Origin of the sequence: Leuconostoc lactis (assembly GCF_007954625.1) — a bacterium.
GTDB classification, from domain to species: Bacteria; Bacillota; Bacilli; order Lactobacillales; family Lactobacillaceae; genus Leuconostoc; species Leuconostoc lactis_A.
Map to the genome: position 1 here is coordinate 1032482 of NZ_CP042420.1, position 23680 is coordinate 1056161.

Sequence of the window (23680 nt, forward strand, 5' to 3'; positions counted from 1 at the left end):
AAATATGACTTACTCCGTTGTATTCATGGGTACGCCAACATTTGCCGTACCGATTTTAGAAGCGTTAATTGCAGACCCACAATATGATGTGAAGGCCGTAGTCACGCAACCAGATCGCCCACAAGGTCGTAAACGGGTGCTGACACCAAGTCCAGTGAAGGTGGCGGCACAGGCACATGATTTGCCAGTTTTGCAACCTGAAAAAATGAATGGCTCTGATGAAATGGCCCAAATCGTGGCTTTAGCACCGGACTTCATCATTACGGCTGCGTTTGGTCAGTTTTTGCCAACGGCACTCCTAGACGCCTCCCAAATCGCAGCGGTCAACACCCATGCTTCATTATTGCCAAAATATCGTGGTGGGGCACCTGTGCATTATGCAATTATGAATGGTGACACAGAAACTGGTGTGTCGATTATGTATATGGTCAAGCAAATGGACGCTGGGGATGTGATTGACGTGGTCAAAGTACCGATTACAGCCCAAGATAATGTTGGCACCATGTTTGACAAACTTAGTTTGGCTGGGCGCGACTTGCTACTGGCAACCTTACCTAAAATTGCGGCTGGCGAGATTGCGCCCGTGCCACAAGACGAAGCAGCGGTTAGTTTCTCGCCAAATATTACCCGTGATCAACAAAACTTAAACTTTACTCAAGAAACAGCGCAACAGTTGGATTGGCACATTCGCGGTCTTTATCCAACACATCCTGCCTACGTTCAGGTAGCTGGTCAACGTGTGAAGCTAATTCAAGTCACACCATTACCAGAAACAACAGATGTCGCAGCAGGTCACGTGGTTGCGCGTAATAAAAAAATGTTAACTATTGCAGCAGCTGATCACTCCGTTTTGCGTATTGATCAATTACAACCAGCCGGAAAATCTGTGATGTCAAGCCAAGCGTATTTGAATGGCGCAGGGAGTCAATTGACGAGCGGAGATTTATGGGCAGAGGAACCAATTCATGAGTGATAAACGTGTTTATAGCAATAACCCACGTGTTTTAGCCGTTCAAACGTTGGCTAAAATTAAAAATGGCGCTTATTCCAACTTACAATTAAATCAGGTGATCAAACAACATCAGCTCGGTGAAGCGGATAAACGGTTGTTAACGACGTTAGTCTATGGTGTAATTCAACACCGGTTGACTTTTGAGTATTGGTTAGCCCCATTTGTCGGAGACAAAAAGCTCAACCCATGGGTGCGTGAGTTGTTGTATACAGCGCTTTTTCAAATGCAATATTTGAATAAAATTCCCCAACACGCGATTTTTAATGAATCAATTGAAGTCGCTAAAATTTTGGGGCATGTGGGGACGGCTAAATTTGTCACGGCGATTTTGCACAATATTAGTCGCCAAGGCTTACCGGATACAGCGGCAATTGCTGATCCAATTTCGCGTTTGTCCGTTGAAGCGAGCTTACCAGTTTGGTTGATTAACGAATTGGTGGCCCAAAATGGTGAAGCCGCGACGCGCGCGCTCGTGACCACCATTAATGATGCGCCCATGCAATCAGTGCGTGTTAACACGGTGCTGGCAACTGATGAAGAAGTGGTGGCGTCATTAGCGTCTGAAAATATGACTGCGACGAAATCACAAGTGGCGGATCATGCTTACATTGTCTCTGGTGGGCATGTGGCAAGTTCAACGGCTTATCAAAAAGGCTGGTTAACGCTACAAGATGAAAGTGCGATGTTGCCAGTTGAAAGCATGCATGTAACCCCATCAGTCAAAAATGTTTTGGATGCGGCGGCAGCACCTGGCGGGAAAACAACGCAAATTGCGGCCTTAGTGGCTGATGATGCGAAAATTTTGGCCTTAGATGTGCATTCACATAAAATTAAACTCATTGAACAAAATGCAACACGTTTGCAAGTGGCAGACCGCATTGACACACAAGTCTTAGATGCACGAAAAGTACCGACTGAAGTGGCAACCAAGTTTGACCGTATCTTAGTCGATGCCCCTTGTTCTGGCTTTGGTTTATTACGTCGTAAGCCTGAGATTCGTTACGACAAAACCCTTGAAGATGTCCAGAATTTAGCGCGTTTGCAGGGCGAAATTCTGGATTCAGTTAGCCAAAATGTGGCTGAAAATGGTATGATAGTGTACAGCACTTGCACAATTTTACGTCAAGAAAATGACGATGTGATTGCGCAATTCTTAGCCAATCATCCGGAGTTCGAATTAGTGAAAACGCAAACAGCGCATAATCTAAAAGCCGATCGACAAGAAGCGGTGCTGCATATCTATCCAAACGATTACCATACTGATGGTTTCTTCGTGGCAACGCTGAAGAAAAAGTCAGGCACAAACGCCTAATACGCAAATAGCATGTGATAGAAAAATAAACCTATGCAAGTAGCATTTCATACAGATTCTGGTGTCAAACGCCAGGAAAATCAGGACTATGTTGGCGGCTTTACTAATCAAGCCGGTCGTTTAATGGTCATGGTCGCTGACGGTGTGACCTCAACTCATGGAGGTGAGGTCGCCAGTGCGATGGCTGTTGAACATTTTGGACATGCCTGGGAAACAACAACAATTGAAACCATGAAGTCAACGATTGATTGGCTAAAAGAAACGACGCACCAAGAGAATCAAGCCATTTTAGCTGCGGGTCAACGTTTTGAAGATTTAAAGCAGATGGCAACAACCTTGGTGATTGCGGTCATTTTTGATGATCAAATCGTGCTCGGCAATCTGGGTGATTCCAAAGCATTTTTACTCCATGATCAGGTGCTCACGCAAATTTCTTGTGACCATAACTTGAAAAATGAATTAGTGCGTGCCGGGACCATGAGTCAAGCAGAAGCGGAACGCCTGGCGCAAGCCAATAGTGTGACCCGTTATCTTGGGGTCGATGACCGTGCGGATATTGAGATTGCACAATACCCATTTGTCGCAAATGATATGTTATTTTTAACCTCTGATGGCATTACCAAAGTGCTTGATGTCGGGACGATGACGGACATTATGCAACAAGCGACAACACTTGATATGCGAGCTTATGAATTAATTTCGGCTGCAAATCGTAATGGCGCCCCAGATAATGTGACGGCATTATTAGTAAGTCGTGATAATGAAGAGGATACAAAGTAGATATGTTACCAGATACAGTGATAGACAACCGTTATAGAATCATCAAATCACTTGGTGGTGGTGGTATGGCCAATGTTTATTTGGCGCACGACGAATTTTTAGACCGCGACGTGACCCTTAAAATGATGCGTCTGGATATGAAAAATAACACTGATCTGGTCGAACGTTTTAAGCGCGAGGCAGTTGCGGCAACCGAACTAGTGCATCAAAATATTGTGCAGATTTATGACACTGGTGAATATGAAGGCACGCAGTATTTGGTGATGGAATATGTGGATGGGATGGATTTAAAAACATTCATTGCCGAAAATTTCCCAATCCCTTATCAACAAGTTGTTGACATTATGCTGCAAATTTTAAGTGCCGTACAGGCTGCCCATGATGCTGATATCATTCATCGTGATTTAAAACCCCAAAATATTTTAATTGACCGACAAGGTGACGTGAAGATTACGGATTTTGGTATTGCTGTGGCGAAGTCATCGCAAGAGTTGACACAAACCAACACAGTCATCGGTTCAGTTCATTATTTATCGCCTGAACAAACCCGTGGTGGCTTTGCTTCGGCTAAGTCAGATATTTATGCATTGGGTGTGATGCTTTATGAGATGCTCACGAAGCAAGTTCCTTATGAAGGCGATACACCGGTTGCAGTGGCGATGAAGCATGCAACGGCGGAAATGCCTTCCGTGCGTGACTTTGACCCGCGGATTCCACAAGCCTTGGAAAACGTGATTTTAAAGGCAACGGCGAAACGCCCGCAAGATCGCTATATGAGTGCAGCGGCGATGGCGGATGACTTGAGTTCAGTCTTGTCAGCACGTCGTGCGGATGAAGAACGCTTTGCGCCAATGTCGGAAACGTCTGATGATACGCGCATTATTCCAATGGCACAAATTCAAGACCAACTCAAAACAGGGGTGTCGTCAGATAAAATTTTCCCAGAAGAAGCACCGGAAGAACCGTCTGTGACCGACACAATCATTGAATATGGTAAAAAAGGTTACGCGATCAAAAACATTGCCAAAATTGTTGACCGGACACCATCGTATGTCCGGCACGTGCTGAAAGATAACGGGATTAAATTTCGTAAGGCACATAAATGGCCGTGGGTGGTGCTGGGCTTACTTGTTTTGGCGATTGCTGGGATTTTCTTTTTAAATTATCAGTCAAGTAAGGTGACTGTGCCTGACGTGACCAATCTGAGTCAAGATGCCGCTACGAGTCGCTTAAAGCGAGCAGGATTGACAGTTGGTAGTGTCAGTTCGACCACGTCTAAAAGTATTGCGGAAGGTCATGTGGTACGTACAACACCAACATCAGGAACCGCAGCGACCAAGGGAGATACGATTAATTTGATTGTGTCTTCTGGTCGCGCAAAAGTGCGTTTCGGCGACTATGTTGGGACTGATTATAGTTTGACGTCAGCGCAATTACGTGCCCAAGGCTATGCAATCACGAAAGAAGGCATCCCATCAGATGATGTGCCAGCTGGTAAGATTATTGCCCAGTCGATTGATGCCAATGGCAAAGTGGATCCAACCCAAACATCGGTTGTCTTTACAGTGTCAACTGGCGCAGTCAAGATTGTTGTGCCGGACTTCACGGGTAAGGCAACCCAGCAACAAGTACAAGATTGGGCAACTCAGCACAATATCATGGTTAATTTTAATACCCAGTTTGATGGGGACACGAAAAAAGATTACGTGATCAGCCAATCGATTCGGGGTGGTTCAAGCATTACCAAGGATATGGTCTTGTTAGTGACGATTTCACAAGGACCACAAGATACAAGCAGCGCCTCAAGCAGTAGTGCAAGCAGTTCAAGTAGCTCAAGTAGTAGTTCATCAAGTAGCGCTTCAAGCAGTAGTGCGAGTGCTTCATCTAAATAACCGCTTTGCCTGATGGTAAAGTAAATTCAAGTCGATTACGGTCGGCTTTTTTGTTACAATAACATTATGAAAACAGGACGAATTATCCGCTCGTTAAGCGGTTATTATGATATACAAACAAGCGATGGTACAGTTGAACGGACGCGTGCCCGTGGTGAATTCCGTAAGTCAGGACAAAAGCCACTGGTCGGCGATTTTGTCGACTTTGAGAGTGAAAATGATGAAGGATTGATCTGGAAGATTCATCCACGTGAAAATGCGTTGGTACGGCCACCAGTAGCCAATATTGATGTGGCCGTCATTGTGACGGCACTGAAGGAACCTAATTTTGCACCGAACTTGCTGGATCGCCAGTTGGTTGCTTTGGAAGCGGCAAATGTCACACCATTGATTTATTTTTCTAAGTCTGATTTATTGTCGCCGGCTGAATTTGAACAAGCGATGGCAGTTGCTGAGACGTATCGCAAAATTGGTTATACGGTGATTTTGCCGCAACCAGGTGCAGAAGATGTGGCCTTTGCAGCATTGCAACAAGCATTGTCGCATCGCGTGGCCGTCTTTATGGGACAGACAGGCGCTGGGAAATCAACGCTGCTCAACCATTTGTCACCGGAACTCGGTTTGGCAACGGGTGAGGTGTCTAAAGCATTGAGTCGTGGTAAACATACGACGCGTCAAGTGACGTTAATTCAAGTTGATGACGCCTTAATTGCGGACACACCAGGCTTTTCGTCATATGAAGTGTTTGATTTTCCAGCTGACGAACTCGACAATTATTTCCCGGAATTTGTCGCTTATCGACAGGATTGTCGTTTCCGTGGTTGTCTCCATTTGAATGAACCAGGGTGTGCCGTGAAGGCAGCGGTGTCTATTGGCGCGATTGCGGAATCACGGTATAATAGTTATAAGGCATTCTACGACCTGATTAAGGCGCAAAAGCCAAGATATAATACAGATAATCGAAACTTTTAGGAAGAAGGAATTAAGCATGTCAGGAATTATTGCGCCATCAATTTTAAGCGCGGACTATACCAATTTGGAACGTGATGTCAAGCTCGTTGAAGCAGCGGGTGCAGAATATTTACACATTGACGTCATGGATGGTAACTTTGTCCCATCAATCTCTTACGGACCAAACTGGGTCAAGCAACTCCGTCCAGAGACTGATATGGTCTTAGATGTACATTTGATGGTGACGAATCCCGAAAAAATCGTTGATGAATTTGCCGATGCCGGTGCCGACATCATCGGGGTGCATGTTGAAGCAACGCCACACATTCACCGTGCCCTACAAATGATCAAGAACAAGGGTGTTAAGGCTGAAGTCGTCATTAACCCAGGAACACCCGTCTTAGCCATTGAACCTGTGCTTGATATGGTTGATCAAGTATTGGTCATGACGGTAAATCCAGGCTTTGGTGGGCAAAAGTTCTTGCCATCAACACTTGAAAAGATTGCCCAATTGCGTGCTGTTCGTGATGAATTAGGCTATGACTTTGATATCCAAGTTGATGGTGGTATCAACGATGAAACTGTTGTGGCAGCTTACGAAGCAGGGGCTAATGTTTTTGTTGCGGGTTCTTACGTTTATGATAAGGTGGATCCAGCCGCAAAAATTGCCCGTTTGAAAGCCTTGACAAAATAATGCAAATTAACATTTTAGCTGGTGCGCCAACTGAACTTTGGCCGGATGATCTCTTTCAAGAACCAGGTTTGTGGATTGGTGCGGATCGCGGTGCTTGGCGTTTATATGAACGTGGGTTACCGATGCTGATGGCTGTTGGCGATTTTGATTCGCTGATGGCTGCAGAATTGGCCACGTTGCAAGCTCATTTGCAAGCCAATGAAATCATGCATGTGCAAGCAGAAAAAGATGAAACGGATACGGAGTTAGCGCTTTTATACGCTCAAAAACAGCAACCAGATCAAATTAAAGTATTTGGGGCAACGGGTGGGCGTGTCGACCATTTATTGAGTAATTTATGGTTGATGGTGAACCCCGTGTTTGACGCGATTGTCGAAAAAACCCAATTTATTGATCGCTTGAATGTGGTGAGTTATGTGAAGCCTGGTGAGAAGGTGGTGCATCAAATACCAGGAACGAAGTATCTTGGTTTTATGCCGTTAAATGACGTCAAAGATTTTCAAATTATTGACGCAAAGTATCCGTTATCACTGACCGATAATGTGGCTAAAATGTGGTCATCTAACGAATTTAAAGCAGATATTGTGCATATCAGCTTCAAAACTGGTATTGTTATGGTGACGCAATCAAAAGATTAATATTTTTTTTGATTGTCAGGTACTAAGGAGGAATAGTAATGACTGTAAAAGCAATTTCAGATGCAGATTTTAAGGCGGCAACCGCCAATGGTGTGACAATTACTGATTTTTGGGCAACTTGGTGTGGCCCATGTCGGATGCAATCCCCCGTATTAGAAGCGTTATCTGATGAAGTCGACAACGTGGAATTTGTTAAAATGGATGTCGATGAAAATCCTGAAACACCTGCTGAATTTGGTATCCGTGCGATCCCAACATTGCTTGTTCAAAAGGATGGGGAAGTGGTTGAACGTTTGACTGGCTTCCATACGAAAGACCAATTGGCAAATGTTTTAGCGAAATATACGAAATAACTTGCCATAGTTGCGAAAACCTGGTAAAATTTACTATTGTTGTAGAAAGAGCTTTTTTAAATCATTGGCTCGAAAAGGAGGGTCGAACATGGCAAAAGATGCTATTACAGGCGCACGCACACGCTTTGGTAACCAACGTTCACACGCGTTGAACTCAAGTCGTCGTAGCTGGAAGCCAAATTTGCAAAAAGTGACTGTTAAGATTAATGGTGCACCTGCAAAGAAAGTTTATTTAACAGCGCGTACTTTGAAGGCCGGATTGAAGAACGGTTCAATCGAACGCGTATAATCGACAAAACGATGACAGTCGTTTTGGGTTGATTATTCAAGTACGGCTGACATAAAACGACCACCATTTAGGTGGTTTTTTTATGTGGTATAACTGCTAAGAAAACGTTTCGCGTTGAGATATGTTAAAATAGTAGCAGTAAACCTTTAAGGAGGAAATGCGCGGTCAACGCGATGGCAATAGGCATTGTGGTTACTGGCCGTGTTCGATGAATTATGGCGATTAAAATTAAGGCTAAAAATGGTGACATCACAATTGAAAATGATGTCATTGCAACGATCGTGGGTGGCTCAGCGATTGAAAATCCAGGTGTTGTCGGCATGGCCTCAAAAGCCGCTTTTCGTGATGGAATGAACCAAATCTTGAATCGTGAAAATTACGCCAAAGGTGTTGTGGTGCATCAAGAAGACAACGGTGTGAGCGTTGATGTTTACTTGGTAGCACAATACGGCACAAAATTATCAGAAATTTCAAAATCAGTTCAAGGAAAAGTGAGATATAATCTTGACGCATTACTTGGCATTCACGTAACAGAAGTTAATGTGATTGTTCAAGGTGTACGCGTCACAGACTAGGAGTGTCATGACTAAGATAACGACCATTACCAATGTTGAATTTGGTAAGATGATTAACGCTGCAGCGGCGTCATTAGCTGCAAATGCGGATAAAATTAATAAATTAAATGTGTTCCCAGTACCCGATGGTGACACAGGCACAAACATGAGCCTCTCAATGGCGAGTGGTGCGCAATACGAACGTGACGCGCTTGATACCCATATTGGTGCTTTGGCAAAGGCCACATCAAAGGGGCTATTGATGGGGGCGCGCGGTAATTCTGGGGTCATTTTGTCACAAATTTTCCGTGGTTTTGCCAATGCGGTAGAAGACAAAGCGACGTTGTCAGCGCGCGACATGGCCGATGCCTTGATGTCTGGGGCTAAAATTGCTTACAAGTCAGTGATGAAGCCGACTGAAGGGACGATTTTGACGGTGATTCGCGAAGCAGCTGCCAAAGCTAATCAAGTGGCTGAAGAAACCGATGATGTTGTGGTTCTCATGCAAGCTGTTGATGAAGCAGCTCAAGCAGCTCTTGATAGTACCCCTGAATTATTGCCAGTTTTGAAAGAAGTTGGCGTCGTTGATTCAGGTGGTCAAGGCTTGGTCTTTGTTTTACGTGCCTTTTATCAAGTGTTGAGTGGCAACTTTAACGAAGACGATTTGCAAGCCCCTGACAATGCGGCGTTGGATCAAATGGTAAAGGAATTGCACGCTGGCGCCCAAGCCAACAGTAATTTAGATCCTGATGATATTGAATATGGTTACTGTACTGAAGTGATGGTTCAAATCGGCAAAGGGACAACTTTTGATCGTGAATTTGATTACGAACCTTTCTATAATCATTTGGCCGAATTAGGTGATTCATTACTCGTGATTAATGATGATGAAATCGTTAAGGTGCACGTGCATACTGAAAACCCAGGCGAAGTGATTGGTTGGGGCACGCATTTTGGTTCTTTGGTGAAAGTTAAAGTTGATAACATGCGTGATCAACAACAAGCAGTGATTGACGCACAACGCGCTGAAGAAAACCAAGCGGCCAAGATGGTTGCCGCCAATGTACCAGTTTCAGATACGGCGGTTATTACGATTGCGGCTGGTGACGGTGTGGCCGAACTCTTTAAGAGCTTAGGCGTACACACAGTCATTTCTGGTGGTCAAACTATGAATCCATCGACAGCAGATATCGTGGCGGCGATTGAAGCTAGTGGGGCTAAGCAAGCAATTATCTTGCCAAACAACTCCAATATTTTCATGGCTGCTGAACAAGCAGTTGATTTAGTTGAGATCCCAGCGCAAGTTGTGAAGACACGGACGATTCAACAAGGTTTGACCGCGATGATGGGTTATAATCCAGACGCTGATTTGGCTACAAATGCCGATGAAATGGCTGCTGCGATGGCTGAAGTGAAGTCCGCACAAATTACGCAAGCAGTTCGTGATACCGTGCTTGACGGTGTTGAAATTCATGATGGTGATTGGTTGGGCATTCTTGATGGCGATATTGCCGTTGTTACCAAGAAAGTTTATGATGCAGCACTAGAAGCTGTGAGTCAAATGTTGGATGATGACTCTGAAATTGTCACAATTATTTTCGGAGAAGAACTTAAGCAAAAGGATGCTGACAAGTTAGCAGCGGCTATCTTAGCCATTGATGACGACCTAGAAGTTGAAATTCATGACGGTCAGCAACCACTATACCCATATTTGTTAGCAGTTGAATAATAGATGACAATAAAAAAAGCAGCGTTAGCTGCTTTTTTTATTGGTGATTATAACCAACCTAGGGCGTTGATTGAGGCGTAAAAGACACCACCAATCATCAAAATGATCATCAACCACGCCATGACTAAAGTCATTTTTTCAATGCGCGTCCGTGATTTGCGTTCGATTTTTGGCATGCGGTGTTGGTTGAGCTTCGCGTCAATTTCAGCTTGTAATTTGGCGTTCGTTGGTCGCGGCGTTTGTTCGTCAGTCATAGTCTACCTCGTAAAGTTATTCCCATTTAGTTTAACATAATCTCTTCATGAGGTGCAATTCACAAACGGCCACGACTTGCCTTTTTGTGGGAGTTTCGGTATTCTGGTTTAAGATGAGGAACATAGAGGTAGTGATATGCAATGGTGGTTTTGGTCGGTTGGCGCGGTAATAATTTTGGTCATCGCATTGACGGTTAATCGTCAATTTCATGTTGGCAAATTTAAGTTTAGCCTGTTAGATCTTGCAGTCATCCCGCTTTGGTTGTGCCTGCACTTTGCCATGGGTGAATGTTTTGGTGTGAGTTGGTGGGCCTGGATGCTGATGGGGTGGTGTGTCATCGGGATTGTGTTGTCCTGGTATTTGTTACGTAACCGCTGGTCACTTTGGCTATTTTGGCGACGATTTTGGGTCTGGAGTGGGCTATTTGCAGCATTTTTGTTAATGATTGTGACCATTTTTGGGTTTATCTCCCACTGACACCCACTTTGACAGAAAGTACGACTATCAAGGGATAGTCGTACTTTTTTTGTGTCATAAATTTACTAAATTGTGACAAAATGGGAATAAGGTGGAGGGAAGTGGGTAAATGTGGTAAATTAATAGTATAGATTTTTTAATGGGGGTGGTCCTTATGTTCATGGGCGAATATTCACATACGCTCGATGCAAAAGGGCGACTCATAATACCGGCAAAATTTCGTCATCAGTTAGGCGACAAGTTTGTTGTCACCCGTTGGATGGAACACGCATTACGTGCCATGCCAATGCCTATCTGGGAAAAATTAGAAACACAATTAAATGAACTCCCTTTAGGGAAAAAAGAAGCGCGCCAATTTAAACGCTTTGTATTGGCTGGTGCCATGGAAGCGGAAATTGATAAGCAAGGGCGTATTATTGTACCGGCCAATTTGCGAGAATATGCTGGTTTGGAAAAAGATGTCATCGTGACGGGATCCGGTGATTCATTTGAAATCTGGCAAGCAGCACGTTGGCAAGCCTATACATCAGCTACGGCGGATAACTTTGATGAGATTGCAGAAGGACTAGTTGATTTTGACTTCTAGTTGAAAAGGAAGGTTTTAATGTCAGAATTTGAACATGTCACAGTACTCCTCCATGAGGCAGTTGCCTTACTTGATATTAAACCAGACGGTCTTTACGTAGATGCCACACTAGGTGGTGGTGGTCACACAGGTGAAATCCTGAAGCAGTTAACGACTGGAACGCTGTATAGCTTTGATCAAGACGATACAGCGATTCAATACAACACCAAACAGTATGCTGATGAGATTGCGGCCGGTAAACTGGTCTTAATTCATCAAAATTTCCGAACGCTCAAGTCAGCATTAGCAGAACGTGGTGTCACAGCCGTTGACGGCATTGTTTATGATCTTGGCGTGAGTTCTGTACAATTTGATGATGGGCAACGGGGCTTTAGCTATAATTACGATGCTGAATTAGATATGCGCATGGATCAACGTCAAACGTTAACGGCGAAGACAATTGTTAATGACTGGCCTTTCAATGATTTATTACGTATTCTCAGCCGTTACGGTGAAGATCGTTTTCCAAAGCAAATTGCACGTAAAATCGAGCAGCATCGGGAAGACGGGCCAATCAATACAACGTTTGAATTAGTGGACATTATCAAAGAAGCGATACCAGCACCAGCACGACGTAAGGGTGGTCATCCGGCCAAACGTACGTTCCAAGCATTACGCATTGCCGTCAATGATGAATTAGGTGCGTTGGAAGATTCTTTGACACAGGCGATTGATTTATTGGCCCCCGATGGCCGCATTAGCGTGATTACCTTCCAATCTTTAGAAGATCGTCTCGTTAAACAAATGTTTCGTGAAAAGACAACCGCGCCTGAATTACCTGCTGGCTTACCCGTTTTGCCAGGGCAATTTGAAGCCGATTACACATTGTTAACTCGCAAGCCAATACTACCTAGTCAAGATGAGATGGCCGACAATCACCGGTCAGAATCAGCCAAGTTACGTGGTATCGCACGACAATAAGATTTAGGAGCTGCATATGGCACAAAATGCATATCAATATACCACGACTGCGGAAGCTATACCGCTATCACAACCTAAAACACGGATTAAATACAAGCCAGCACGTTGGACAAGAAAAGAACGTATGATGGTGGCTTTTGTGTCTGCCGTGGTGATGATTTTGATGGTAGGCGTTGTCTTTTCAAGTATGCAGGCGAATGCGGCGCGTACGAACACGCAAGTCATGCAAACGCAAATTGATGAAACGAAACAGGCGAATGATGCGTTACGTAGTGACATTCAAAGTAAGACAAGCAAAAAGAACTTAGACGAGGTTGCTAAAAAGTATGATATGACATTATCAGATAGCAACGTTAGAAATGTTAACCAATAATGATGAAAAAAGACGTGAGACGTATACCGAATAGAAGAGTCACACAGAACGCCAAAATTTTTGGTGGTGTATTGTTGGGGGCAATGATACTTGTGACACTTGGACTCGGGATACGTCTTTTTATTATTGCAAGTGGTTCTGTGGACGGCCATAACCTCAACGATGCGACCAGACAAGCCTTTATGGCGAAACAAATTGTGCCAGCCAACCGCGGTCGCATTTTTGATGCGTCGGGTAATGTCTTGGCTGAAAATACAACGGTTTATGATATGTATGCCGTATTAGACAAAAAAGTATTACGCACAAAAGATCCAAAAACGGGCAAATACGTGCCTGGTTCAGGTCACGTTGAAGATAAGGCATTAACTGCTGAAAAGTTAAGCCAAGTCATTGACATGAGCAAATCAGAAATTTTGAAGCGCTTGGAAAAGAAGGCTTACCAAGTTGAATTTATTTCAACGAAAGGCCAAGCTAGTAAAAATTTATCGATCGCCCAATATGAAAAAATTAAGGCGATGAATTTGCCGGGGATTAACTTCACGCCACATGCGGCACGTAGTTACCCGGAAGATAGCACAGCCTCACATTTGATTGGGATGACGAAAAGCAATCAGGATACCCAAACAGGTCAAATGGTGCAGTCAGGTTTGATGGGTATTGAAGCCGCTGAAAATAGTACTTTAGCGGGTAAAAATGGCATTAAGCAGTATGATGGTCAAAAAGAAAACACCAAGGGTAGTCAAACCGTTCAAAATGGGAATGATGTGTATCTCACGTTAGATAATAATTTACAAAACACATTAGAAACACGGATGGATGATCTGTTTGCCACAACGAAAGCTGAGTCAGCGGTTGGGGTATTGATGGAAGCAAAAACAGGCCGAATTGTCGCGGCCACGCAGCGGCCTAATTTTAACCCCAATGATAAAAATGATAGCCCAAAGCTTTGGACTAACCTATTAGACCAAGGCCCATTTGAACCTGGTTCAACGATGAAGGGCATCACGCTGGCAGCTGCAATTGATACAGGTAAATGGCAGCCAGATGCGACTTATCAATCGGGCACGTTATTGATTGATGGTAAAAAAGTGGTCGATGCTTTTGGTCAAAATCAAGGGGTGTTAACGTATCGGGAAGGGTTTTGGCGTTCTTCAAACGTAGCCTTTGCCAAAGTTGAGCAAAAGTTAGGGGCAACGACTTGGCGTCAATATCTGGAAAAATTCCGCTTCTTGCAATCCACCCACTCAGGGCTAAGCAATGAAGCCGCTGGTAATATTTCATTTGATTATCCCATTGACCAAGCCAATACAGCGTATGGTCAGGGAATTAGTGTGACACCGTTGCAAATGTTACAAGCCTATTCCGCTATTGCCAACGATGGTCAGGAAATTAAACCGTATTTTGTGGATAAAGTGGTCAATCCAGCGACCGGCGCCGTTGTTGAACAGGGTAAAACGGTCGAAGTTGCCCGTCCCATCAAAGCCAGCACGGCGAAACAAGTCCGCAAGTATATGATTGATGTTGTCAATCAAAAAACAGGGACAGCTAAGGAATTTGATTTGCGTAAGTATGGTTATCAAATTGCGGCTAAGACAGGAACAGCGCAGATTTCCCAAGGTGGCAAATACTTGCAAGGGTTGAATAACGCGATTCATTCGGTGATGGTCTTAGCACCAGAAAAAGATCCGAAATATATTTTCTATTTAGCCGTTCAGCAACCGAAGGATTTCCCAGATCCCACGATTCAAATCACGATGAACAAAGTTTTTCAGCCTTTGATGCTACAAGCTTTAAATAGTAGTGATAGTGCGGTAAAATCAAAAACAACCAAACAAACGGTTCCCAATGTGATGGGCCAATCGATTCAAGATGCGACCGACACAATGACACAAGCAGGCTTTAGAACGGCGGTGGTTGGGTCAACTGGTGATATTACAGCACAGTCGTTGTTACCAGAGCAAAAGTCACTGACCAATCAGCTTGTTATTTTGAAGGCCAAAGGCAATACCCATTTGCCTGATATGACAGGTTGGAGTTTGACTGATGCGCAAGCCTTTGCTGATGCAGCAGGCTTTAAACTCAGTTGGACGGGTTCTGGTTATGTCACGAGTCAAAGTATTGCCAAAGACCAATTGGTTGTCAACACCAGTCAGGTGGCCATCACATTAAAAGAGAAGCAGTAGGAGAGAGTAGATGTCAGATAATTTATGGGCTTTAGCCCGAGCGTTTATTGTCACGGTAATTTTCATGCCGATGGTGATTAAGTTCTTAAAACAATCTAAGGAACAGGCCGTGATCCGGCGCTTAGGGCCAGATCATCAAGCCAAAGCGGGCACACCAAGTATGGGCGGTGCATTGTTTGTCGTGGCCGCTGCATTGAGTGCTTTGATTGGTGCGGGCGTCACAGCAGGATTTACCGGTTTAGCAGCGATGTCACTACCGGTCATGGCCTTGCTCGCCTATGCGGTGATTGGTGGTATCGATGATACACTCAAGCTCGTGCGACGTGCTGATGAAGGCTTTGCCTTTAAGCCAAAGTTAGCGGCGCAAACCATTAGTGCCGTTGTGATTATGATTATGATGTGGGCGATGGGCGTACCGTTTACGTTGTATGTGCCACTCCTTGGTACGCTGCACTTGGGTGTCTTTTACTTTATCTTTTTGTGGTTCTGGCTGGTAGGTTGGTCAAACGCAACAAACTTGACGGACGGCCTTGATGGATTGCTCGCCGGAACGAGTATCGTCGTTTATGCGGCCTATGCGGTCATTGCCAATAACATGCATCAGCAAACGATTGTCATCTTTAACTTTGCTGTTATCGGTGCGCTCCTTGGTTTCTTAATTTTCAATAAGCCAAAGGCGAAAATTTTTATGGGCGATACTGGTTCGCTGGCATTAGGTGCCGGATTAGCCATGGAATCGATTTTGCTCGGGATTCCATTCTCACTAATTTGGTTCGGTTTGGTCTTTGTGATCGAGACATTGTCTGTCATTATTCAAACGGTCGGGTACCATTACTGGCATAAACGGATTTTCCCCATGGCCCCAATTCATCATTCATTTGAAAAGTTTGGTTGGAGTGAATGGCAAATCGACACCCTATTTTGGATTGTGTCAGCGATTTTAGCAGTTGCAGGCATCTTTTACATGAATTAATACAGGTAGGCAGATTAGCCTACGTACATAAAAAATAAGGAGCAGGAGAATATGAAGGCACAAGCATTCAACAATAAAAAAGTGATGGTATTTGGTTGGGCGCGCTCTGGTAAAGCAGCAGCCCAACGCCTTGTGACGCTGGGTGCTCAAGTGACGGTTGTGAATGGTGGCGATTTTGTGCCAGATGACACATTTAACCAGTTACAAGCCGCTGGTGTGACTTTCATTAATCATGATGAGGCAACCTCCCTGGACGCGTCATTTGATTACTTGATCAAAAATCCTGGTATTCCTTATGACACAGCTTTGGTACAACGTGCCATTGCCCTTGATATTCCTGTGCTAACTGAGGTAGCAGTCGCATTAAGTTCGTTTGAAGGCCGTCTGATTGCAGTCACTGGTTCAAATGGGAAGACCACCACAACGTCACTTATTCGGGAAATGTTATTAGCAGATGGTCAACGGGTAACGACGGCCGGCAATATTGGGACACCAGTGAGTGAAGTGGTGGCTGATTTAACTGCTGATGATACCTTGCTATTAGAATTATCAAGTTTTCAATTAATGGGTGTGCCGGATATCCAACCAGATATTGCCTTAATCACCAATATTTTTGCTAATCATTTGGATTATCACGGCACACGTGAACAGTATGTCGCAGCAAAGTTTCAGTTGACAAAAAATCAAACTGCGACGCAAACGTTGGTGCTAAATGCTGATAGCCCAGACACAGCGCAGTTTACCGCAGACACAGCTGCGCAAGTGGTCCCCTTTTCACGGACACAATCGGGGCATCGTGTTGCAGCGACGGCAGGTAGTTTAGTGATTGATGATCAAGTTGTCATGCCACTGACCGCAATTAAATTGGTTGGGCCACATAATCTAGAAAATATCTTGGCCGCCGTCACAGTTGCCAAACTAGCAGGCGTAGAAAATGAAGCAATTCGCCAAGTGCTTGCATCATTTGGCGGTGTGGCGCATCGATTAGAATATTTGTTTACCGACCAAGCGGTGATGTATTACAATGATTCCAAGGCGACAGACATTGAGGCGACGCAAACGGCGTTGGATAGTTTTGACCAACCCACAATTTGGCTGGCCGGTGGCCTAGATCGGGGTGATGACTTAACACGTCTGTTGCCAAATATGACGCATGTTAAAACGGTGGTGGCCTTTGGCGAAACGCAACAAAAAGTTGTTGCCGTTGCAAAAGCAGCTGGCCTACCTGTTCAAACGGTTGATGATGTCACCGCCGCTGCCAGACTTGCTGTCACTTTGGCGCAAGCCGGCGACGTGGTCTTATTATCACCGGCTGCAGCAAGTTGGGATCAGTATGATAACTTTGAGGTCCGTGGTGAGGCATTTGTGAGTGAATTAAAGAAAGTTTTGGGGCGATAATATGCGTGTAATTTTATCAGGTGGTGGCACAGGTGGCCACATTTATCCAGCTTTAGCATTAGCAGAAGTGATTAAGCAACATGATCCGGATGCAGAATTTTTATATGTTGGATCAGAACGGGGGGTCGAAGCTAATATTGTCCCACCAACTGGCATGGCGTTTAAGCAACTTGCTGTTCAAGGATTCAGTCGCTCATTATCACTGGACAATATTCAAACTGTGCGTCTATTCTTGAAAGCAGTGAAGCAGTCCAAAAAGATTATTAAAGAGTTTAAACCAGATGTTGTGGTTGGAACAGGGGGGTATGTGGCCGGTGCTGTTGTTTATGCGGCCCAGCGGATGCATATTCCAACTGTGATTCATGAACAAAATTCAGTCGCTGGCGTGACCAATAAATTTTTGGCACGTGGGGCTACCAAGATTGGGGTTGCCTTTAGTGTCGCAAAAGACCAATTCCCCACAGATAAAGTGACTTTAGTCGGTAATCCACGTGCGCAACAAGTTGCACAATTGAAGTCAACTTTTTCTTGGCAAACTTTGGGCTTGCGAGATGATAAGCCCACATTGTTAATTTTTGGTGGCTCGCAAGGCGCCCCAGCCATTAACTTAGCAGTCATTGAAGCCATGAATGACTTGAATACGCGGCCTTATCAAACTGTGATTGTTACTGGGCCCAAGCGCTATGATAACGTCATTAATTTATTGCAAGCGCAAGGTATTTCCGCAGCTGATAATATTCGCATTGTGCCATATATTGATAACATGCCGGAAGTCTTGGCGCAAACCACAGCGATTGTGTCACGCGCAGGGGCAACATCGATTGCTGAAATTACGGCGTTGGGTATTCCCTCTATTTTGATCCCAAGCTTACATGTTACAGGCGACCACCAAACTAAGAATGCCAAAAGCTTAGTCGATGCTGGGGCAGCACTGATTATTCCTGAACCAGAACTTAATGGTCAGACACTCATTGCCGCAGCAGATCAATTATTATTGGACACAACTACGAGCGATAAGATGGCCGCACAAGCTACAAAGGTTGGTATGCCAGATGCTGGCGATCGCCTGTATCAGCTGCTTTTGTCAGCAATTTCAGAAAAGAAAGATTGATATTTTGACTGATGCAACAAACAACATGCGATTAAAAAAAACGATACCGCGCCGATTTTGGTTGAACTTGGTAATCTTTGTGTTGGTCATCATCAGTTTGATGATGTTGCTGCAGCCATGGCGGGTTGTTCAAACTGTCACCGTACAATCAGCAACAATTCCAGCAACGGCAATTGAAGCAGATGCCAATATTAAGAAAAATACGCCGCTTTGGCGTGTAACTGGGCAAACCAATTTTATTGTGCAGCGTATTTTGCAAAAAAATACAGATGTTGACGCGGCGCAAGTGACGGTTAACGGTCAGCATGTGACAATCAAGGTGATTGAAAAAGTTACGGCTGGTTATGTATATCAAAATGGCCAATGGCTGGTGATGGATCGCAATGGGCGGCAACAAAAAGTTGCGGCACCAAAAGGGGATGCACCAATTTATGCAGGGTTTAAATCGCAATCAGAATTACAACAAGTTGTTCAAGGCTTTGTTGGACTGGAGTTGACATTACGTCAAAATATCAGTCAAATTACGCTGTCACCTAATAAAGACAATGCGCATCGTTTGGTGATTATTATGGATGATGGCAATACAGTGTATGCGACCAGCAAAACGTTTGGTCAAAAGATTAGTTATTATCCTGGCATCGCAGCTCAAATGCCTGAAAAAGGGATTGTTGATTTGCAGTTTGGAGCCTACTCACATGCGTATGGGGTGACCCAGGATAAACCGCAAAAAAACGCGGCTGAGAAAACGACACAAACGCCATAATCGGTGGCGTAAAATACCTATTTTATGCTATTATTAATCTTAGGTATATTTTATAAAAAATAATTTTGTAAAGGGGCACAACGCATGAATAACGCAGGCGTGACGGTTGGTTTAGATATTGGTACCACATCAATTAAAGTTGTGATTGCACAGACAACAGGCAACCAGTTTAATGTGATTGGTGCGGGTACTGCACCATCACGTGGTTTACGTAAAGGCGTAATCGTTGATATTGATGCGACGGCCAGTGCAATTCGCGAAGCCATCGATCAAGCGCAAGAAAAAGCAAATATTCAAATTAATGAGGTTGTCGCGGGTATCCCAGCTAACCAAATCGAAATGATTCATGTGGATGGTTTAGTATCCATTGCCAATCAAAATAAGCGTATTACATATGACGATGTACAACATTTGACACAACAAGCTTTGTCAAATAACTTACCAGCTGATCGTGACGTCATCGATGTGATTGTTGATGAATTTAGCGTCGATGGTTTTGATGGCATCAAAGACCCACACGAAATGATTGGTGTGCGGCTTGAAATGCGTGGCACAGCCTATATTGGACCAAGTAAAATTTTAGACAACACAAGAATTGCCATTCAAAAAGCCGGCGTTTCATTGCGTGAATTCGTGTTAGCCCCTTTGGCAATTGGGACAAGTATTCTAAATGACGGTGAACAGGACTTTGGCACAGTATTAATCGATTTGGGTGGTGGTCAAACAACAACGTCCATCATTCATGATCGGAAGCTGAAGTTTAATACAGTTGATTTAGAGGGTGGCGACAACGTTACAAAGGATATTTCAACTGTTTTGGGCACATCATATGCGAATGCTGAACGGATTAAGCGTGATTATGGGTTTGCTGACCCAACCCAAACGCGTGATGACCAAACATTTATGATTGATGTGGTTGGTGAAAGCCAGCCACAAACGATCTCTGAAAAGTATTTGTCAGAAATTATTGCAGCCCGTTTAGAACAAATTTTCACGCGTGCCTTTGAACCATTACAGGCCGTCAACGGGCTGAATATGCCGGGTGGGTTTGTCTTGACTGGTGGCAATGCCGCACTCCCTCGAATGGTTGACTTTGCGAAGACCATTCTTGGTGAGAACGTTCGCTTGTTTGTACCCGATCAAATCGGTTTGCGCCATCCTTCATATACGCGCGCCATGGCTTATGCCATGTTTGCTTCGCGTGAAAGTATGACGCAACAGGTCATCAAGCAAGTTATTATGGCCCAACACGACAACTCAGCCTACGTGCAATCTGATGCGACAATTGCAATGACGCCCCAGACTAACGTTGAGACAACCGATGCAAACGCCAAGCCATTTGATCATTACCAATATGGTCGTGAAGATGTGCAACCTCAAAAAGGGTTCTTTGGTCGTTTGATACAGTCAATCAAAAATTTATTTAGCGAAGATTAACATAGTTAAGGAGACAACTCATGGATTTTTCAATTGATGACGCCCAAGAAGCTGGCGCAATCATTAAAGTTATCGGTGTTGGTGGCGGTGGATCAAATGCTGTTAACCATATGATCGAAGAAGGTGTCAATGGCGTTGAATTTATCGTGGCCAACACGGATGTTCAAGCACTTGACAAGTCTAAGGCTGACATTAAGATTCAAATTGGCCCAAAGTTGACAGGTGGTTTGGGGGCTGGTTCAAATCCCGAACGTGGGACAAAGGCAGCCGAAGAATCAGCTGAAGACATTGCCTCAGCACTTGCCGGTGCCGACATGGTCGTGATTACAGCCGGCATGGGTGGTGGTACTGGTAACGGTGCTGCGCCCGTCGTGGCCCGCATTGCCAAGGAACAAGGGGCTTTGACAGTGGCCGTGGTGACACGCCCATTTAAGTGGGAAGGCCCTAAGCGTGGTCGTTTTGCTGCTGAAGGCTTGCAAGCCTTGTCAGAATCAGTTGATTCACTCATTGTGATTACCAACGAACGTTTGAAGGATCGTATCGACTTGCGCACGCCTTTGTCAGAAGCCTTTAAGGTGGTCGATGAAGTAGTTGCTCAAGGTGTTCGTGGTATTTCTGAATTGATTACTAACCCAGGCTTTATCAACTTAGACTTTGCTGATGTGAAGACTGTGATGCAAGATGCCGGTCCTGCCTTGATGGGTGTCGGTCAAGCAAGTGGTGAAACACGTGCCGCAGATGCGACAAAGCAAGCTATCTCATCACCGTTGCTTGAAGTGGATATGTCAGGTGCCGAAGATGTCTTGTTGAACATTACTGGTGGCTTGGATATGTCATTGTTTGAAGCACAAACGGCTTCAGAAGTGATTGCCCAAGAAGCTGGTCGTGAAGTCAACGTTATCTTTGGAACGTCAATTGACGAAAACCTTGGCGATTCAATTCGCGTGACGGTAATTGCGACTGGTTTGCAAAAGAGTGCCAGCGAAGCAGCGCCAAAGCAATCAACGCAAAAGGCAAAGCCAGCCAACCTATTTGGCACACCGTCTGCTGATGCAGCGCAAGCCGCAGCAACAAATTCTGTATTTGAAAAGCCGGTGACTGATAATGTGCAAGCGCACCCAACGCCAACACAAAATGATCCATTTGCTGATTGGAATATGAGTGGCGCTTCTAAGGATGCCTTTGCAGAAGACGAACGATTTGATGGTGTTCAAAAGCAAACATTTGATGTCTTTAATACACCAACGTCAAATCAAGCACCCGTTGATTTTTCAAATACTGAAGATGAAAACGAACAACCACCATTCTTTAAGAAACGTTAATAAAAGCGTGTTCGTTGGTACGAGAACGATTGGGCAATTCGAATCGTGAGCAGTTATTTTGACCATAATGTAGTACCAACAAACGCGGTTAAGGAGAAACCATGGCATTAGGCGAGACACTAAGACGGCTCTTCAGTAATGAAGAAGACGATGTATATGAAGAAGGTTATGGCAACACGGGTTACCAAGAAAAGCCCCAACAAGCCTACCAACAGCCTGTACAATCAAACCCACAACAAAGCACTTACTTTAAGCGTCAAGGGCCACAAACGACACAACCAATGACGACAGATCCAAACAATGCCAATAGCAAAATTGCCTTGTTTGAACCAAAAGTTTATTCTGATTCACGTGCCATTGCCTCTCAAATTTTGGGTGGCGAAGCCGTGATTGTTAATTTCACACAAATTGATGAAGCACAAGCTAAGCGTATCCTTGATTTCTTAGGTGGCGCAGTTTACGCTGTTAACGGTGAAATTGAACGTATTGGACAATCCATCTTTTTAGTAACCCCTGATACATTTGAAATTTCAGGGACATTAACTGATAATTTGGAACCCAATACGCGGTACTAAGCTATGCTTGAAATTTTAAGTTGGGTTATTCGAATTGCGCGTTACTACGAGTATGCAATTATTATTTACATCTTGATGACATGGCTGCCAGGTGCGCAACAATCTCGTGTTGGCCAGTGGCTTGCACGAATTGTTGTACCGTACTTGAACTTATTCCGTTTCATTCCGCCAATCGCTGGTGTGCTAGATCTTTCACCGATTATCGCTATTTTGGCTTTGAATTTTGCCGTCAGTGGCTTAACACATCTTGTGTTATTGTTCGTCTAATATGGCAGAAGCAACAACAGCTATTACGCAGCATTTCCGACCAGAAGAAGCGCCGTTTATTCAACTTGCGAGTGACTGGATTCGGCAAAGTGAAGATGAATATCGTACAATTCTCACACCATTTTTAAACCCAAGAGAACAGTACATTCTGACAACGCTGGTTAACCGAGCTGATGATTTAACCAGCCATTTTGATGGTGGTGTGCTGGGCGCTGAAAGCCAACGGGCAATCATCGCGCCAGCAGTTTATGAGATTGATCAGACAGCGTTTGAATTAGCGGTATTGGAAATCAATTATCCAACAAAGTTTACTGAATTACATCACGCAGCCATTTTGGGGGCGTTGATGCATGCCGGCATTAAACGAACAGTCGTGGGTGATATTCTTGGGCAGGACCAACGGTGGCAAATCATTGTCGACAGTAAAATGCTGACCTACATTCAGCAAACTGTGACGATGATTGGTCGGGCGAAAATAACTTGGACGGTGTTACCGTTGACGCAGGCGATCACGGCACAGGATGATTGGGAAGAAACCTTTACGTTACTGCCATCGTTACGGTTAGATGCGGTTATTGCAGCAACATTTGATATCCCAAGAAGCTTAGCGAAAACCTTGATCACGCAACAACAAGTGCGTTTGAATTGGGTCACGCAGGCTAAACCTGATCACACTGTTGAAATTGGCGATCTGATTTCTGTTCGCAAATACGGTCGAGTAAAGCTGGCTATCCTGGATGGCTACAGTAAAAAAGATAAAATTAAAGCACTTTTTCATATTATTCATCGATAACAT

The 23680-nt window shown here is 44.4% G+C and carries 26 protein-coding genes; 25 read left to right on the top strand and 1 reads right to left on the bottom strand.

The features are described from left to right. Positions 1–4 precede the first annotated feature (4 nt). From fmt to FGL80_RS05265, 11 genes are all read left to right on the top strand, one after another. Positions 5–973, top strand: coding sequence for a methionyl-tRNA formyltransferase (fmt, locus tag FGL80_RS05215; RefSeq protein ID WP_055308190.1), 969 nt, complete (start codon positions 5–7; stop codon positions 971–973). Continuing rightward, positions 966–2324 carry a 16S rRNA (cytosine(967)-C(5))-methyltransferase RsmB gene (rsmB, locus tag FGL80_RS05220; RefSeq protein ID WP_147001838.1) on the top strand — a complete coding sequence of 453 codons (1359 nt, stop codon included), beginning with the start codon at positions 966–968 and terminating at the stop codon, positions 2322–2324. The genes fmt and rsmB overlap by 8 nt, the downstream gene beginning before the upstream one ends. Positions 2325–2357: 33 nt before the next feature. Continuing rightward, positions 2358–3104 carry a protein phosphatase 2C domain-containing protein gene (locus FGL80_RS05225; protein WP_055308188.1) on the top strand — a complete coding sequence of 249 codons (747 nt, stop codon included), beginning with the start codon at positions 2358–2360 and terminating at the stop codon, positions 3102–3104. Positions 3105–3106: 2 nt separating this feature from the next. Further along, positions 3107–4996 carry a Stk1 family PASTA domain-containing Ser/Thr kinase gene (pknB, locus tag FGL80_RS05230; protein WP_147001839.1) on the top strand — a complete coding sequence of 630 codons (1890 nt, stop codon included), beginning with the start codon at positions 3107–3109 and terminating at the stop codon, positions 4994–4996. Between the two features lie 66 nt (positions 4997–5062). After that, positions 5063–5968: a ribosome small subunit-dependent GTPase A gene (gene rsgA / locus FGL80_RS05235; RefSeq protein WP_055308186.1), complete on the top strand. Its 906-nt coding sequence runs from the start codon at positions 5063–5065 to the stop codon at positions 5966–5968. Between the two features lie 16 nt (positions 5969–5984). Continuing rightward, entirely contained in the window at positions 5985–6641 is a 657-nt protein-coding gene (rpe, locus tag FGL80_RS05240; RefSeq protein ID WP_029509111.1) for a ribulose-phosphate 3-epimerase, read from the top strand. Then, the gene (locus FGL80_RS05245; protein WP_055308185.1) at positions 6641–7279 is read left to right on the top strand and encodes a thiamine diphosphokinase; all 639 of its coding nucleotides are present in this window, start codon (positions 6641–6643) and stop codon (positions 7277–7279) included. The genes rpe and FGL80_RS05245 overlap by 1 nt, the downstream gene beginning before the upstream one ends. A gap of 38 nt (positions 7280–7317) precedes the next feature. Next, on the top strand, positions 7318–7632 hold the full coding sequence (gene trxA / locus FGL80_RS05250; RefSeq protein WP_010001979.1) for a thioredoxin: 315 nt from the start codon (positions 7318–7320) through the stop codon (positions 7630–7632). A gap of 88 nt (positions 7633–7720) precedes the next feature. Then, entirely contained in the window at positions 7721–7921 is a 201-nt protein-coding gene (gene rpmB, locus FGL80_RS05255; protein ID WP_010001978.1) for a 50S ribosomal protein L28, read from the top strand. Between the two features lie 215 nt (positions 7922–8136). Continuing rightward, positions 8137–8496, top strand: coding sequence for an Asp23/Gls24 family envelope stress response protein (locus FGL80_RS05260; RefSeq protein ID WP_010001977.1), 360 nt, complete (start codon positions 8137–8139; stop codon positions 8494–8496). Positions 8497–8503: 7 nt separating this feature from the next. Then, positions 8504–10204 (top strand): DAK2 domain-containing protein, encoded by a 1701-nt coding sequence (locus tag FGL80_RS05265; RefSeq protein ID WP_055308184.1) that lies wholly within the window; start codon positions 8504–8506, stop codon positions 10202–10204. Positions 10205–10251: 47 nt separating this feature from the next. Here the strand turns inward: FGL80_RS05265 and FGL80_RS05270 are convergent, their stop codons facing one another. Further along, the gene (locus tag FGL80_RS05270; protein ID WP_010001974.1) at positions 10252–10458 is read right to left on the bottom strand and encodes a DUF4044 domain-containing protein; all 207 of its coding nucleotides are present in this window, start codon (positions 10456–10458) and stop codon (positions 10252–10254) included. A gap of 136 nt (positions 10459–10594) precedes the next feature. On the opposite strand from FGL80_RS05270, the gene FGL80_RS05275 reads away from it, so the two are divergent. From FGL80_RS05275 to FGL80_RS05340, 14 genes are all read left to right on the top strand, one after another. Further along, entirely contained in the window at positions 10595–10936 is a 342-nt protein-coding gene (locus FGL80_RS05275) for a hypothetical protein (RefSeq protein ID WP_055308182.1), read from the top strand. Between the two features lie 154 nt (positions 10937–11090). Next, positions 11091–11522, top strand: a complete 432-nt coding sequence (gene mraZ / locus FGL80_RS05280) for a division/cell wall cluster transcriptional repressor MraZ (protein ID WP_010001972.1) — start codon at positions 11091–11093, stop codon at positions 11520–11522. A gap of 18 nt (positions 11523–11540) precedes the next feature. After that, positions 11541–12482, top strand: a complete 942-nt coding sequence (rsmH, locus tag FGL80_RS05285; protein ID WP_147001840.1) for a 16S rRNA (cytosine(1402)-N(4))-methyltransferase RsmH — start codon at positions 11541–11543, stop codon at positions 12480–12482. A 16-nt stretch (positions 12483–12498) separates the two neighbouring features. Next, positions 12499–12855 (top strand): cell division protein FtsL, encoded by a 357-nt coding sequence (locus FGL80_RS05290; protein WP_010003518.1) that lies wholly within the window; start codon positions 12499–12501, stop codon positions 12853–12855. A gap of 2 nt (positions 12856–12857) precedes the next feature. Beyond that, positions 12858–15038, top strand: coding sequence for a penicillin-binding protein (locus FGL80_RS05295; protein ID WP_147001984.1), 2181 nt, complete (start codon positions 12858–12860; stop codon positions 15036–15038). 10 nt (positions 15039–15048) lie between these two features. Further along, entirely contained in the window at positions 15049–16011 is a 963-nt protein-coding gene (mraY, locus tag FGL80_RS05300) for a phospho-N-acetylmuramoyl-pentapeptide-transferase (RefSeq protein ID WP_055308180.1), read from the top strand. A 51-nt stretch (positions 16012–16062) separates the two neighbouring features. After that, positions 16063–17409, top strand: a complete 1347-nt coding sequence (gene murD / locus FGL80_RS05305) for a UDP-N-acetylmuramoyl-L-alanine--D-glutamate ligase (protein ID WP_055308179.1) — start codon at positions 16063–16065, stop codon at positions 17407–17409. Position 17410: 1 nt separating this feature from the next. After that, positions 17411–18520: an undecaprenyldiphospho-muramoylpentapeptide beta-N-acetylglucosaminyltransferase gene (gene murG / locus FGL80_RS05310; RefSeq protein ID WP_055308178.1), complete on the top strand. Its 1110-nt coding sequence runs from the start codon at positions 17411–17413 to the stop codon at positions 18518–18520. A gap of 25 nt (positions 18521–18545) precedes the next feature. Further along, positions 18546–19283, top strand: coding sequence for a cell division protein FtsQ/DivIB (locus FGL80_RS05315; protein ID WP_055308262.1), 738 nt, complete (start codon positions 18546–18548; stop codon positions 19281–19283). A gap of 84 nt (positions 19284–19367) precedes the next feature. Next, positions 19368–20720 (top strand): cell division protein FtsA, encoded by a 1353-nt coding sequence (gene ftsA, locus FGL80_RS05320; RefSeq protein ID WP_055308177.1) that lies wholly within the window; start codon positions 19368–19370, stop codon positions 20718–20720. Positions 20721–20740: 20 nt separating this feature from the next. Further along, positions 20741–22042 (top strand): cell division protein FtsZ, encoded by a 1302-nt coding sequence (ftsZ, locus tag FGL80_RS05325; RefSeq protein ID WP_055308176.1) that lies wholly within the window; start codon positions 20741–20743, stop codon positions 22040–22042. A gap of 101 nt (positions 22043–22143) precedes the next feature. Next, positions 22144–22617, top strand: a complete 474-nt coding sequence (locus FGL80_RS05330) for a cell division protein SepF (RefSeq protein ID WP_010001959.1) — start codon at positions 22144–22146, stop codon at positions 22615–22617. A 3-nt stretch (positions 22618–22620) separates the two neighbouring features. Further along, the gene (locus tag FGL80_RS05335) at positions 22621–22884 is read left to right on the top strand and encodes a YggT family protein (protein WP_010001958.1); all 264 of its coding nucleotides are present in this window, start codon (positions 22621–22623) and stop codon (positions 22882–22884) included. 1 nt (position 22885) lies between these two features. Beyond that, on the top strand, positions 22886–23677 hold the full coding sequence (locus FGL80_RS05340) for a YlmH family RNA-binding protein (protein WP_147001841.1): 792 nt from the start codon (positions 22886–22888) through the stop codon (positions 23675–23677). Positions 23678–23680: the final 3 nt, after the last annotated feature.

Bases quoted from the DNA above. Each gene is read 5' to 3' on its own strand.
- fmt (WP_055308190.1), top strand. From the start codon at position 5: ATGACTTACTCCGTTGTATTCATGGGTACGCCAACATTTGCCGTACCG.
- rsmB (WP_147001838.1), top strand. From the start codon at position 966: ATGAGTGATAAACGTGTTTATAGCAATAACCCACGTGTTTTAGCCGTT.
- FGL80_RS05225 (WP_055308188.1), top strand. From the start codon at position 2,358: ATGCAAGTAGCATTTCATACAGATTCTGGTGTCAAACGCCAGGAAAAT.
- pknB (WP_147001839.1), top strand. From the start codon at position 3,107: ATGTTACCAGATACAGTGATAGACAACCGTTATAGAATCATCAAATCA.
- rsgA (WP_055308186.1), top strand. From the start codon at position 5,063: ATGAAAACAGGACGAATTATCCGCTCGTTAAGCGGTTATTATGATATA.
- rpe (WP_029509111.1), top strand. From the start codon at position 5,985: ATGTCAGGAATTATTGCGCCATCAATTTTAAGCGCGGACTATACCAAT.
- FGL80_RS05245 (WP_055308185.1), top strand. From the start codon at position 6,641: ATGCAAATTAACATTTTAGCTGGTGCGCCAACTGAACTTTGGCCGGAT.
- trxA (WP_010001979.1), top strand. From the start codon at position 7,318: ATGACTGTAAAAGCAATTTCAGATGCAGATTTTAAGGCGGCAACCGCC.
- rpmB (WP_010001978.1), top strand. From the start codon at position 7,721: ATGGCAAAAGATGCTATTACAGGCGCACGCACACGCTTTGGTAACCAA.
- FGL80_RS05260 (WP_010001977.1), top strand. From the start codon at position 8,137: ATGGCGATTAAAATTAAGGCTAAAAATGGTGACATCACAATTGAAAAT.
- FGL80_RS05265 (WP_055308184.1), top strand. From the start codon at position 8,504: ATGACTAAGATAACGACCATTACCAATGTTGAATTTGGTAAGATGATT.
- FGL80_RS05270 (WP_010001974.1), bottom strand. From the start codon at position 10,458: ATGACTGACGAACAAACGCCGCGACCAACGAACGCCAAATTACAAGCT.
- FGL80_RS05275 (WP_055308182.1), top strand. From the start codon at position 10,595: ATGCAATGGTGGTTTTGGTCGGTTGGCGCGGTAATAATTTTGGTCATC.
- mraZ (WP_010001972.1), top strand. From the start codon at position 11,091: ATGTTCATGGGCGAATATTCACATACGCTCGATGCAAAAGGGCGACTC.
- rsmH (WP_147001840.1), top strand. From the start codon at position 11,541: ATGTCAGAATTTGAACATGTCACAGTACTCCTCCATGAGGCAGTTGCC.
- FGL80_RS05290 (WP_010003518.1), top strand. From the start codon at position 12,499: ATGGCACAAAATGCATATCAATATACCACGACTGCGGAAGCTATACCG.
- FGL80_RS05295 (WP_147001984.1), top strand. From the start codon at position 12,858: ATGAAAAAAGACGTGAGACGTATACCGAATAGAAGAGTCACACAGAAC.
- mraY (WP_055308180.1), top strand. From the start codon at position 15,049: ATGTCAGATAATTTATGGGCTTTAGCCCGAGCGTTTATTGTCACGGTA.
- murD (WP_055308179.1), top strand. From the start codon at position 16,063: ATGAAGGCACAAGCATTCAACAATAAAAAAGTGATGGTATTTGGTTGG.
- murG (WP_055308178.1), top strand. From the start codon at position 17,411: ATGCGTGTAATTTTATCAGGTGGTGGCACAGGTGGCCACATTTATCCA.
- FGL80_RS05315 (WP_055308262.1), top strand. From the start codon at position 18,546: ATGCGATTAAAAAAAACGATACCGCGCCGATTTTGGTTGAACTTGGTA.
- ftsA (WP_055308177.1), top strand. From the start codon at position 19,368: ATGAATAACGCAGGCGTGACGGTTGGTTTAGATATTGGTACCACATCA.
- ftsZ (WP_055308176.1), top strand. From the start codon at position 20,741: ATGGATTTTTCAATTGATGACGCCCAAGAAGCTGGCGCAATCATTAAA.
- FGL80_RS05330 (WP_010001959.1), top strand. From the start codon at position 22,144: ATGGCATTAGGCGAGACACTAAGACGGCTCTTCAGTAATGAAGAAGAC.
- FGL80_RS05335 (WP_010001958.1), top strand. From the start codon at position 22,621: ATGCTTGAAATTTTAAGTTGGGTTATTCGAATTGCGCGTTACTACGAG.
- FGL80_RS05340 (WP_147001841.1), top strand. From the start codon at position 22,886: ATGGCAGAAGCAACAACAGCTATTACGCAGCATTTCCGACCAGAAGAA.